General features: G+C 44.7%; 11 protein-coding genes (1 of these 11 only partly in view). 3 read left to right on the top strand and 8 right to left on the bottom strand.

Annotation, left to right across the window (positions count from 1 at the left end; translation table 11 throughout):
* The 5 genes from RT717_RS28125 to rpmH form a co-directional block, all read right to left on the bottom strand.
* Window positions 1–223, bottom strand: the beginning of a protein-coding gene (locus tag RT717_RS28125) for a DUF2480 family protein (protein WP_317489632.1). Its footprint begins 287 nt before the window's first position; the window shows 223 of its 510 coding nt (coding positions 1–223); the start codon lies at window positions 221–223; the stop codon falls past the left edge of the window.
* A 29-nt stretch (window positions 224–252) separates the two neighbouring features.
* Window positions 253–939 carry a tRNA (adenosine(37)-N6)-threonylcarbamoyltransferase complex dimerization subunit type 1 TsaB gene (tsaB, locus tag RT717_RS28120; protein WP_317489631.1) on the bottom strand — a complete coding sequence of 229 codons (687 nt, stop codon included), beginning with the start codon at window positions 937–939 and terminating at the stop codon, window positions 253–255.
* Window positions 940–941: 2 nt separating this feature from the next.
* Window positions 942–2,600, bottom strand: coding sequence for a S41 family peptidase (locus RT717_RS28115; RefSeq protein WP_317489630.1), 1,659 nt, complete (start codon window positions 2,598–2,600; stop codon window positions 942–944).
* Window positions 2,601–2,607: 7 nt separating this feature from the next.
* The gene (locus tag RT717_RS28110; protein ID WP_317489629.1) at window positions 2,608–2,883 is read right to left on the bottom strand and encodes a ribonuclease P protein component; all 276 of its coding nucleotides are present in this window, start codon (window positions 2,881–2,883) and stop codon (window positions 2,608–2,610) included.
* A 146-nt stretch (window positions 2,884–3,029) separates the two neighbouring features.
* Window positions 3,030–3,188, bottom strand: coding sequence for a 50S ribosomal protein L34 (gene rpmH / locus RT717_RS28105; protein ID WP_151996459.1), 159 nt, complete (start codon window positions 3,186–3,188; stop codon window positions 3,030–3,032).
* Between the two features lie 147 nt (window positions 3,189–3,335).
* On the opposite strand from rpmH, the gene RT717_RS28100 reads away from it, so the two are divergent.
* Window positions 3,336–5,036: a M61 family metallopeptidase gene (locus tag RT717_RS28100; protein ID WP_317489628.1), complete on the top strand. Its 1,701-nt coding sequence runs from the start codon at window positions 3,336–3,338 to the stop codon at window positions 5,034–5,036.
* 1 nt (window position 5,037) lies between these two features.
* Here the strand turns inward: RT717_RS28100 and RT717_RS28095 are convergent, their stop codons facing one another.
* Both RT717_RS28095 and RT717_RS28090 read right to left on the bottom strand, forming a co-directional pair.
* The gene (locus tag RT717_RS28095) at window positions 5,038–6,036 is read right to left on the bottom strand and encodes an adenosine kinase (RefSeq protein WP_317489627.1); all 999 of its coding nucleotides are present in this window, start codon (window positions 6,034–6,036) and stop codon (window positions 5,038–5,040) included.
* 52 nt (window positions 6,037–6,088) lie between these two features.
* Entirely contained in the window at window positions 6,089–6,970 is an 882-nt protein-coding gene (locus RT717_RS28090; RefSeq protein ID WP_394854147.1) for a glycerophosphodiester phosphodiesterase family protein, read from the bottom strand.
* 170 nt (window positions 6,971–7,140) lie between these two features.
* Between RT717_RS28090 and RT717_RS28085 the strand changes: the two genes are divergently transcribed.
* Complete coding sequence (locus RT717_RS28085) at window positions 7,141–7,620, top strand: LEA type 2 family protein (protein WP_317489626.1); 480 nt, start codon at window positions 7,141–7,143, stop codon at window positions 7,618–7,620.
* A 61-nt stretch (window positions 7,621–7,681) separates the two neighbouring features.
* Here RT717_RS28085 and RT717_RS28080 read toward each other — a convergent pair whose 3' ends face one another.
* Entirely contained in the window at window positions 7,682–8,746 is a 1,065-nt protein-coding gene (locus RT717_RS28080; protein WP_317489625.1) for a metallophosphoesterase family protein, read from the bottom strand.
* A 228-nt stretch (window positions 8,747–8,974) separates the two neighbouring features.
* On the opposite strand from RT717_RS28080, the gene RT717_RS28075 reads away from it, so the two are divergent.
* Entirely contained in the window at window positions 8,975–12,538 is a 3,564-nt protein-coding gene (locus tag RT717_RS28075) for a caspase family protein (protein WP_317489624.1), read from the top strand.
* Window positions 12,539–12,544 lie beyond the last annotated feature (6 nt).

Below are 12,544 nucleotides of genomic sequence, written 5' to 3'. Positions count from 1 at the left end.
TAATTGCATCAGTCGAGCAGTAAATAGCGACCGACTTTCCCTGAAAGACAGACCAATCAAATTGCTTAATGGCCAGCCTAAAATCTTTTTCTCTAAGAATCATTCCCTGAAAAAGGTAGTCTTTCAGATCGAATACTGCCCTTTCACCCTGAGGGATAAACTCGGCCAGGTCGAGGGAAATCAATGAACTACTAGCTACTCTATTGACAATTGGTTGTTCCATTTTATGAAATACGAAGAACTAAGTGAACACTAGCTAACCGATTTTGGTTTGGTTGCTCTGAACTCTTTTAAATAAAACGGCTCGAAGTAGGCCAGATCTTTGAACGATGCAGACTGTAGCTGCTCCTGCGCCAACTCACCCATGTACTTTGCTGAGGGCACCATGTCGGATATGAAAACGGCATTAGCATTTTTACCTATCAGTTCTTTGCACTTGTCGGAGCCATTCCCAAAAAACCAAACCTCATGTTTCTTAAGGTATTCAGAAAATGAATGCTCATCTATTATATGTGGCGCAGTTTCCTGCTCAACACCCCCTTCCGAATTCATCACACAGGCATACACTTCCATTCGCCTGGCATCTATCATTGGGCATAGAAAAGCGCCCTTCGTATTAAACTTCTTCACTTCCGCCGCCATGGCATGCAAGGTATTTACCGAAAGTAGTGGTATTTCTAATGCATAGCACAAGCCTTTAGCGATAGACGTGCCTATCCGAAGGCCGGTATATGAGCCGGGGCCTTCAGAAACAGCGACTGCCGTCAAATCAGCCTTACTGAGAGACAATCCATGCAACGTAGTATCAATAATAGAAGGCAACAGGTTTGAGTGTGACTTGTCTATCCTGTACTCCTGGTAACCCAACAACTGTTTGTCGGCAAAAATAGCCACAGAGCAAACCGTAGTGGCTGTCTCCAAACATAAAATAACGGACATGTTTAGTTGGTTGGATTTAATAGCTCTGTGTACCTGCCGTCAGCCCGGAAAAGCTTTACAGCTTCGAGGATATCGGGGTCATAGCTGAAAGAAGATTCGATAATGCCTGCCTCGAAGTAGTAGCGACTTAATATCTCTTCTTCGAGCACCTCTTTTATCTCATCCTTGAATTGTTCCAAGTCTGTGCTCTTCATCTTATTCAACTGACTTCTCAGTTGTTGGATTTCATTTTCCAGCAGTGTGAGGTACTGCTCCTTTTTTGCAGAGGCCTCGAACCCATCAAGTGACCTTTCCATGGCGCTTGAGTATTTCAAATCTCGTTTAGCCAACCATCTTTTGAAATCAGCGAATTCCTCATCCGACAGTTTAAATGCGGCAGGGGATGGAATCGTTTTGTGCTCAAAATGATATTTGGTTGCATAATCGAAGACATGATTGCCATTGACCAGACCAAGAGTGACCGGCGCATACTCAATCATTTCCGCTGTAATGTCGGGATTAACGCCACCACCGTCGAAGACCACCCTGCCTTTTGAGGTTTTAAAGGCCACCATTAGTGAGTCAGGAATCTTTGCCACACTTCCGTCTGGGTTTCTGTGGGCATAATCGATCGCCTGAATGCATCGACCGCTTGGTATGTAGTATTTGGCTGTTGTAATTTTTAACTGGGAATTGTATGCCAGTGGCCTGGTTGCCTGCACGAGTCCCTTCCCAAATGTTCTTCTGCCTATCAACACACCCCTGTCATAGTCTTGAATAACGCCCGCAACAATTTCCGCCGCCGATGCACTGCCTCCGTTCACCAGAACAGCCAAGGGGATTTCGGTGTCAACCGCATCCTGATAGGCTTTGTAAGCTTTGTTCCAATCCTTCACTTTGCCTTTGGTGGTTACGATCTCCGATCCTTTTTTAACAAATGCGTTGGATACATTGATTGCTTCGTCGAGCAAACCACCGGGATTGCCCCTTAGATCCAACACAATATATTTAGCGCCTTGTTTTTTGAGATCAGTTAATGCGTTTCTTACTTCTTTGCCTGCGTCGGTGGTGAAGTCAGACAGCCGGATGTAGCCGATATCGGATTGAAAGAGCCCATAGAACGGGACGTTGTTGATCGTGATTTTTTCCCTGACGAGGGGTACATCAAAAGCTTTTTCTACGCCGTATCTTTCAATGGTTAAGACAATGGGGGTGTTAACAGGGCCCTTCAAAAGGTCACTAATATTGTCTGAATACTTTCCTACAATGTCTTTACCGTCTATTTTAGTCACCTTGTCGCCTATTTGAAGTCCGGCCCGATAGGCCGGAAAATCCTTAAAAGGCATAATGATGGTGCTATAGCCATCCCTCTTCCCGACCAGGGCCCCTATGCCACCATACTGGCCTGTGGTGATGGTACGAAAGTCGTCATACTCGTCTTCTGAAATAAAGTCTGTGTAGGGGTCAAGTGAACTAAGCATAGCATTGATGCCACTTTTCACCATGTCATCCGGGCTAACCTCATCAACATAGTAGGTATTCACCTCTTTAAAAAGTGTGGCAAAAATATCCAGACTCTTCGCTATCTGAAAGTATTTGTCGTCTGGCTCAGTAAATGAAAGGCTAAAAATTCCTCCAATAACCAGCATCAACAAACTGCCTCTGATAATTCTTTTTTTCATAGACTTGCTATGTTTTTGCACTTTTCACATCATTCAAACGCTTCAACGCCGCAATTAGTTGACGCTCGATAAGTTGATAGGTGGCTTTTTCTTTACCAACGTAAATATAGGCGATTAAGAGGAAATTCTCCTGATCAGGCAGGGACGTGAGTGTGTGCTTGTGCAGTCGATAAGCTTCGAACATTCTGCGCCGAAGCAGGTTTCTGTCTACTGCTCTCTTAAAGTTCTTCTTCGATACTGAAAAAAGAATCTGATTAACCCCTTCAGGAACAGGGGATTCCATGTACTTGATAAGAAGGGGGTATAAAAAAAAGAGGAACCTTTCTGGAAAAGTTCCTTAATACGCTTGTCTCTCTTTAACCTCTCCGACTTTGAAAAGGTAGCAGGTAGACTTTTATATTCCTGCTCCTTCATAAAAGCAGTGAAGATTTATTTCTTGTGACGACGCTCGTCAGACACAGTCAGTCTTTTTCTTCCTTTGGCCCTTCTGGCAGCCAACACCCTACGACCATTAGCAGTCGACATTCTTTCTCTGAAGCCGTGCTTGTTCTTTCTCTTTCTTACTGAGGGCTGAAATGTCCTTTTCATATCTATCTATTCTTCTTTGCCTAACTTAAAGTATCTTTCCGAGGCATACAATTGTAGTTCTTCAGAAAAATTACGGGCTGCAAAGTTAAAGAGCTTTTAATTAATTGCAAACAAGGAAGAGAAAGAATAGTTGGGAATTATTAAAAAATGATCAGATATACAGTTAGTTACAACAACCCGCTCAGCCACCTTATAAATATTGTCATGACTTTTGAGGCTAATACGGCCCAAAACGTGGAAGTTAGGCTGCCAACGTGGAGACCCGGGCGCTATGAGTTGGGGGATTTTGCCAAGAATATTTTACGTGTCTCGGCAAAAGGTTCGGTGGATGGAGTGCTGAAGATCAAAAAAACAAACAAAAGTGGTTGGGCATTTTTCTCAAAGAGCAAGCAGTCTGTTGAAATAAGTTATCAATATTATGCATATAAAATGGACGCTGGCAACTCATGGCTTCATGATGACCAGCTTTACGTAAACCCTGTTAACTGTTTGATGTATTTGCCAGATAGAATGACAGCGCCCGTTGAATTGCTTCTGAAGCTACCGGACCACTATGAAGTGGCCACTGGGTTGAAAAAAGAAGGCCGCCGGCTGCTGGCAGAAAGTTTTTACGAATTGGCCGACAGTCCGTTTATTGCAAGCCCATCGTTAACTCACCTGATCTATGAAGTTGGCGGAATCACTTTTCATATCTGGCATCATGGATTGACGGATGCGAAACCGACCCAGATGTTGGATGACTTCCGAAAGTTTACAACCACTCAGTTACGGCTTTTTGGTGACTTGCCAATCGCAGACTATCACTTTTTGCTTCAATTTCTTCCTCACCAGGCCTATCATGGTGTGGAGCATGCTAATTCTACTGTTATTACTCTAGGGCCGTGCACCGGAGAGCATACTGCGAGCTTTTATGAAAAGCTGCTCGGCATATCGTCGCACGAGCTTTTTCATGCATGGAACATTACCAGGATTCGCCCCGCAGAGCTTCAGCCGTACGACTTTTCGAAGGAGAATTATTTTGAAACGGGCTATGTAGCAGAGGGTTTTACTACCTACTATGGCGACCTGATGCTGGTAAGGAGTGGCGTTTACGACGAAGAATGGTATTTGAATGAGCTGAATAAACTTCTCAGCCGTCACTTTCAAAACTTTGGCAGGTTCAATCAATCGGTGGCGGAGTCGTCGTTCGATCTATGGCTGGACGGCTACCAGGCTGGTGTGCCTAACAGAAAGGTGTCGATTTATGTGAAGGGGGCCATCATTGCGCTTATGCTTGATTTGACGATCAGGATTTTAAGCAAAGGGAAGCATTCGATGGACGACGTGATGCGGGCTCTTTGGGAAGATTTGTATAAATCGGGAAAGCCCTACGAGAAAAACGATATTCAAAACATTGCAGAAAAATTGGCCGCTCATCCACTTCAAGACTTCTTCGATAAGTTTGTGGATGGAAATGAGCCAATTGAAAATGAACTTGGCATTCTGGCTGACCAGTTTGGGCTGGCTCTGCAAAAGAAGCTTCCTGACGCTTTTCACGAAAGGGAGCTGGGCTTCAAAGTAAGGTCTGACTCAGACAGGTTTGTGGTTTCTCATGTACATCCTGAAAGCAGAGCGTTCGAAATGCTGTCAGTCGATGATGAGATCGTGAATGTGAACTCAGAAACTGCTACTGACAAAATGTTAACTGTTTTTGCGGCCGATTCTACAATTAGAATCAAAAGATACGGCAGGACTATTGATCTTTCTATTCCGACTGGCGGGCCATTTTACGAAAGCTACTCTCTTGAAAAGAAAAAAGACCCAACAACCGTTGAGTCTTCTCTTTTTAAGGGTTGGCTGATTGGGTAAACTATTCGAACAGGTGATTCATTATTTCCTTTACCTGGTGCCACTCCAGTCGGGGGCCGTACTGCGAAACTACTTTAGACGAAGCCAGGCTGGCCATTTTTCCCGCTTCGGCAATTGAGTGGCCATGCGTGATTCCGTAAAGAAAAGCACCTGAGAACATGTCTCCAGCTCCTACGGTGTCCACCGCATTTACTTTGTATGGCTCAATATCGATGAAAGTATCTCCATCGTAGATCATAGCACCGTTTTTCCCTTGCGTGATGGCGAATTTTTTTGCGGCCTTTTTTAACTCCTCCCTGGCATGGAGAATGTTGTTCTTTCCAGTGAAGAGCATTGCCTCCTCTTCGTTGCAAAAGAGCAGATCGACACTTGCGCCCACAACTTCTTCCATTTGAGTCTTGAAGTACTTCACCATGCTTGGGTCAGAAAACGTCAATGCTACTTTCACGCCATTTTCTTCGGCTATTTTCTTAGCATGTTTCATTGCCTCAAGGCCGGTCTCGCTTGTCACCAGGTAGCCTTCAATATAGAGGTACTGTGAGTCCTTTAAGGCTCTTTCGTCGATTTCAGCGTTAGAAAAGTTGGAAGTAATACCAAGGAAAGTATTCATCGTGCGATCAGCATCGTCAGTCACCATTACCAGGCACTTTCCAGTGATCCCCTCCGGGGCTGTAGCGTCAGTCAGGTTGGTGTCAACGCCGTTTTTTCGTAGATCTTCAAGGTAAAAGTGTCCAAATTTATCATTGGCGACTTTGCAGGCATAGTAGCATTTTCCGCCAAACTGACTTGTGCCGATAATGGTATTAGCTGCTGAGCCTCCGCACTGCATCATGTTTTCGTCAAGGTGAAGTGCTTCAATAAGTTCATGTTGACGGGCTTCATCCACCAGCGTCATCAAGCCCTTTTCTACTTTATATTTTTCCAGAAAGCTATTATCAGCATCAAAAACAATGTCCACCAGGGCATTCCCGATACCAAAAACGTCGTAAGTCTTTTTCATTTATATCAACAGCTATTTTTTACAGCGGGCAAAGGTAGTGAATACCTTATAATTATGAAGCTACCTGTTCGATGAGGTTAGGGTAGTCGGTGATAATGCCGTCGACGCCCATTTTGATGAGCTCCTGCATTTCCGACACCTCATTTACCGTCCAGGGGATTACCTCAAGGCCTTTGCCGTGTAAAAATAGAACATCGTCGGCAGTCAATCTTTTGAAATAGCAGCTATAAACTGCAGGGGTGAAGCCCAGTTCGCTGAGGTTTTCTTCGACGGACAGGTCATTCCCGACGAGCACAGATAGTTTCACTTCAGGATAGGTTTCATGAAAATAACGAAGTATCCGAAAATCAAATGACTGGATGGTCAATTTGTCGAAAGGCACCTTGCCATTGATTTCAGCGTACACAAGTTCGCAAAACACACTTGGCTCGGGGTGGTATATATGGTCTCCCTCCTCGTCTGACTTCAATTCGATATTATAGAAAGGGATGTTGAGGCCTTTGTCATCGGCATATTGATCCACTGCTTTGAACACTTCCGACAAAAGCGGCTTATTAACTTTCATTTTTTCCTGATCAGGGAACCCCGGATGAAGCTTACTGCCACAATCGAACATTGCGAGTTCATCGCTTCGCATTTGATAAATATTCCACTTCATTTCAGACCCTTCTGAAATAGGGCTGCCCAAAGAGTCGGTGCAAAAAGTTGGTGACAGAAATGAATCGTGAGACACTACTACCATGTTGTCGGCCGTTATGACCACGTCCATCTCGAGTGTTTTGATATCGTATTCCATGGCCTTCAAAAAAGCCGGTATAGTGTTCTCAGGCATAAGCCCTCTAGCACCCCGGTGGCCTTGCCAATCGAACGATGGAACCTGAGGGGTGCATGAAAACAAAAAGGCGGCTAAACCAAAACATAAAATATTGCGCATCATTTTTGAGTAAGACCTTGTGGAAGTGTTTGACATAAAGTTTTCGACGAATTTGAACAGGTATAAACGGTTGAGGAAGAATAGTGTTATTCCGACTGAGCTTCTTCGAATTTGAAAATGAATTAGATAGCCGAAAAATAATCTTTTAATTTGAGCCACGAAACGGAACTATGAGAAAAGCCCTGGTAAATAATTTAATATTTTGTTCAATCCTTTTTTTGGGCTGGAGTTGCAAGCAAGCAGAACCCGCTGAGCTGATCAGGTTCCAAAAGCTTACTTTCGGCCCCGTTGTCAATAATGAAACGCAAGTTAGAGGGGAAGCACTGTTATATAACCCGAACTCTTTTGGTGTAAGCATCAAAGAAATTCAGCTACAGATCGAAATTGAGTCTGCTAAAGTGGCCTCTTTAAGGGAGGTTAAAGTAGTAAAGGCAGGTGCAAAAAAGGAATTTGTAGTCCCATTTCAGGGCATACTGGTTATGGCTGAAATCCAGAAAATTGTTGAAAAAGACGGGCTGGCCTATCTGCTGGGCAAAAAAGTGCCTTTGCAGTTTACCGGCGAAATTAAAACAAGCATCGCAGGCTGGTCGTCGAAATACCCTGTGAATGTAAAAGAAGAAGTCAGCCTCAATAAATTGCTGTCGAGATAAACGGATTGGCAGCGGTGGCAAGCAAAACAACTTTCCGCTTTTCATTCCTGGCATTTTGCCATCAAGACAAAACCTTGATGCGGGTGAAGATATAATCCAAGTCTTCTTTGTTAATGACCATTCTGTAAAAATCCGTATCTCCCAGCTGTTCCGGATTGTAGCCAGTTTGTCTCAGGTATTTTTCGGTTGTCTTCTGGTCGAACCAATGGATCAGAGATATTGAGCCGTTTTCAATCTCAAGGCAGGTGATACCACGCTTCCCGATTACCGTGCCCGAGTTGAAAAGAACGGGAATGTGAAAAATGGAATGATACAGGTTGCCGATTTCCAGAATGGGGAGCTTCTTGCTATAAATAGCTTTCAACTCCTTTTTGTAGGCCTTAATGCTCTTCAAAATCAAAGGCTCCTCTCCCTCCTTCAATCCAACAAGCTCCCTGCACAACTGCTCTATTTTGTACTTAAGTCGCTCCGCTTTTGACAGTGATTCAAACAGCGGGCGGTGCGTATGACCGATCACCGAAGCAATTTTATTAAAGACTGAATAATTATAGACCCGCCTTTCGATTTTGTATTGCTTTCGGCTGTCGTGCGCCACCGAGAAGTTTTTGATTCGAAGCGGGTTGGCTATGTATTTCAGTGTGAAGCCAATAAGCCTGTTGCTTTTCTGATATTTTTTGGAAGCCTGGTGGCCGTGAAAAATAAAGATGGGATTGTCCTTGTACATCAGTTTGGCCGACTCGTACAGTTCGTACTGGAACGGTTGCTCTGGCTCATTCACCAGTGTGAGGTCGTGGTTGCCAACTGTCTTTATGAGTAGGTTATTTTTATTTACTTCATCAAATAGCTCATAAACTTCAGCCCATTGTTTCGCTATTTTTTTCAAAGAAAACCTTTGGAGCTCTTCAATGTCACCATTCAAAACCATGGAAAACCCTTTAGGAATGTAGTAATCTCTTACTGATTGAATGAAGAGGTTGGAATTTGGAAGAAAGTCATCTTTGGAGCTCCCATCCCCCATGTGTAGGTCACTAAAAATTACGAATTTACTCTTCTTATTAATCGGAAATGACGGAGCTCGTTCGAACAACTCATCGAGATTTTTGTAGACCAGCTTAGCTTCGTTCATTTGGTTAGGTTGGGATGAAACGGGAAAGTAAATGCCTTCTTTTCAAAACGAAGAAAGGTGCATTTTAAATAATTATTACCTGATTGTTATGACTCCTTTGGGCTTCCTCGAATTCGTTGTAGAACCTAAGTTAATTGTCCCTTACAAGTTAAAAATAAAGCGCAATACATTGCGGCATACTTTTAGCTAAATTGCATTATCAGGTTTCACTTTCTAAAAGATACTGTAATGAGACTCGTCCTAAGTTTCCTATTTTTCTTGACTTCATTTGTTGCAGGAGCCCAGCTACCTAAGCTCATTGTGCCAATTGGCCACACCAACCCGGTGATTGGTTTGGCAACGGATCCCTCCAACACCTATCTGTACAGCATTGATGGAGGCTCAGAAGTAACCGTTTGGGATATCCAGACAAAAACAGTAGTCACTTTTTTGGAAGGGCACAATAGCACCATTACGTCAATTAGTGCCTCAGCTGATGGGAAATATCTCGCTACAGCAGATGCGTCTGGTAAAATTGTGATCCGTCATCAGTCGGACTGGAAAATCGCAGGTATTGCCGATGTGGAAGGAAGCGTTACTCAAATTCAATTTGACGCAGAAGGGAAATTATTGGGTGCTCTTACCACTACTGGCAAGCTATCGGTGATTACAGCGAACAAGCCTCAAGAAACTTATAGTGTTGAATTGAAGGAGAAGAAAATCACCAGCTTCACCTGGAACGCTGCAGGCAAGCTTGCCCTCGGTTGCGATGATGGCACCCTGGCTATGCGTCAACCGGGCGCTGAAGCGGCTACCATTGTTACCAATTCGGCAAAGGCTGTAACTGGCATTGTGCCAGGTGCGGAAGAAGATTCCTGGATTTACGTGACTGGAGACGGCGAGATATTCCGCTATCGAACCAACATGATCGTTTCGCAAAACAAGTCACCTCTACCACGAATTATCAGTATGCATGCATCGAAAGACTTGCTGGTATTAACCGGGAGAGGTAGCGACAGGAACGTCCACTTTTATCCGCTGTCAGGTGGTGAAGAAGCCTCTGACAAAATACAAATCCCAACAGCTTTACTCGAACAATCAGGCAGTGCCATCGGGCTGCAAACAGCGATCTTTTCGGCCAACGGGAGGGAACTATTTCTACCCGACTATCAGGGCGGAATTCATGTTTACGACCTGGCCACAGAGAAGTACAATGGTGCCTTTGTCGGACTTGCCACCAAAATCCTTTCTCTGGCGATTAATAAAAGCGGCACGCAGCTAGCTGTCGGCAGAAATGATGGCGTTGTGCTATTCGACCTGACAGGCGCCACTGCTCCTAAACAGCTCAAAACTGCCTCTGCACCAGTTATCGGCCTTGCCTTCGGAACCAACCAGTATCTGCTGGCAGGCGTGCAACAAAATGGAACTGTATCTGCCTGGGACACCAAATATGATGCGGTGGTGTACAGCAGAGCCACAGGTGAGAAACTCACCTACCCCTATCTGGAAGTAACAGCCGATGACCAACGCATTATCAAAAAGGTAGACAATGGCACAGGCATTTTTTCAATTAAAAGCGGCAAGAAACCCAAAGTAATCAAACTAAAAGAAAGCTTTGATCAACGCTTAACGCCTGATGGGAAGCTGCTACTGGCTCAAGATGCTTCGGCTGGCATTACCTTCTATGATACTGAGAATTTCAAAAAGCAAAATGCAATTAAAATTGATGGCCTTCAATATTTCGAAGTAAGCGCCGATGGAAAATGGATTGGAGCCGTTGTTAAAAACAAAGGAACCAGCCTCCAGCTTATCGATATGGGCAGCGATAAAGCGGTGAAAAAGATAGCCGTACCGGACGGCAAAACTATCACAAAGTTGAAGTTTGACCCTACCGGTAAGCACCTTGTTACGCTCTCCAATGTAATCAGTAAAGGAAGCAGCCAGGGTGATTATAGCATCACTTTCTGGGATCTTGAAAAAGGTGCTGAAGCCTTCCAACTGAAAGGCCATTCGGCAGCTGTTTCAGGGCTGGCATTCAGCAGCTCTGGAGAGGTGCTTTTTTCCTCCAGCTTCGATGGGCTGATCAAATGCTGGTCAATGAGCGACAAGAAAGAGCTGGCAACCCTGACGCCTTTAAGTGCAACTGATTGGGCAGTGGTGGCTGGCGATGGGCTGTTTGATGCTTCAAGAGAAGCTATTTCACAAATACATTACTCGGTTGGTAAGGAGTCCATTGCCCTGGAGCAAATGAAAGACAAATTTTATGAGCCTTACCTTTTACCAAAACTACTTGGCTTTCATAAAGACCCCATCCGGCTATCTCCGAAGCTGGACGGCTTTGATCTCTACCCGGAAATAAAGCTGGCACATCCCGAGCAAAATAACGGTAAGCTGGGGATCAACCTGAATGACCAGGGAGGTGGCATCGGGCGAATTGTGATTTTCATCAATGGCAAGGAGGTGATTAATGAGTCAAGAGATGTATCGACCACTACAGATGGTTTTGCAAGCTTCGACTACGGCATTGAAAATCATCCCTACATCAAAAAAGGAGGACTTAACAAGATTACAGTAAAGGCCTACAACCAGGATGGCTACCTCTCAAGCCCTGAGAAGAGTGTTTACCTGATCGACGAGAACAAAGTTGGCGGTGCCACACCATCAAAAGTATATGGCATAGTGGCGGGCGTTTCAGATTACCAGGGAAACGACATGGACTTGAAATATGCAGCGAAAGATGCTGAAGACTTCTATGGCGCCATAAAGCTGAGTTCTGAGAGTCATTTCGGGAAAGAGAATGTGAGCATTAAGTTGCTTTCTACCCTGCCAGGCCACGACAAGCCTACAAAAGTGAACCTCGTTTCGGAGCTGGCAAAAATCAAAAATGTGGCTACATCAAACGACTATCTTGTTGTTTATCTTTCGGGTCATGGTGTGGCTGATAAGGGAGAAGACGCTGACTTTTATTACTTAACGGCCGATGCTTCGAGCATGGAGGTTAGCGGTAATAAAGAAAGAGCTAATTTTTCCCTATCAAGCAAAGAGATCGCCAAGTTGATTATGGAAGTGCCTACTATCCGGCAGGTGCTTATCATAGATGCCTGTCATTCGGGTCAGCTGGCACAGAACCTCTCGGGCAGCAGCTTCACCATGAGCTCTGAAGAGGCAAGAGCCCTAGAGACCCTAAAAGATCGGACAGGGCTTTATATTATCGCCGGGTCGGCTGCCGATGCGGTGAGCTATGAAGCCTCTGCTTTCGATCAGGGCCTGCTCACCTACTCGCTACTGTACGGTATGAAAGGCCCGGCATTAAGAGAAGACCGATACATCGACATTATTAGTCTCTTCAATTTTGCTTCGCAAAAAGTACCCGAGCTGGCCTCAGAAATTGGCGGCATTCAAAAACCAGAAGTGAGAGTGCCTAACGACCTCAACACCTTTGACATTGGAGAGCTTAATGGCGAGCAGCGAAAGCAAATTGCGTTGAAGGCCAACAGGCCAGCCGTGGCTGCTTCTCTTTTCCAAAATGAAGCGTCGTTTATTGACGACCTACAGCTGGGCGAATTGATAGATCAGCGTTTGAAGAAGCTTGAAGGGCAGAATAGCCAGGCGGGCGTGATGTTTGTTGACGTAAAAACTTTCCCCGAAGCTTATGTGATCAGGGGAAGGTATACTGAAGACGGAGAAAACATATCAGCAGTGGGTGCAGTGTTTCAGGGCAAAAAGAAAATTGCTGATGTAGAGGCAACGTCAAAGGATGCTAGTCAGTTGGCAGACATGATCATAGATAAGGCACAGCAGTCGATCAAATAGCGGCTG

Source organism: Imperialibacter roseus (assembly GCF_032999765.1).
GTDB lineage: Bacteria > Bacteroidota > Bacteroidia > Cytophagales > Cyclobacteriaceae > Imperialibacter > Imperialibacter roseus.
This window is presented reverse-complemented; position numbering and strand designations above follow the sequence as displayed.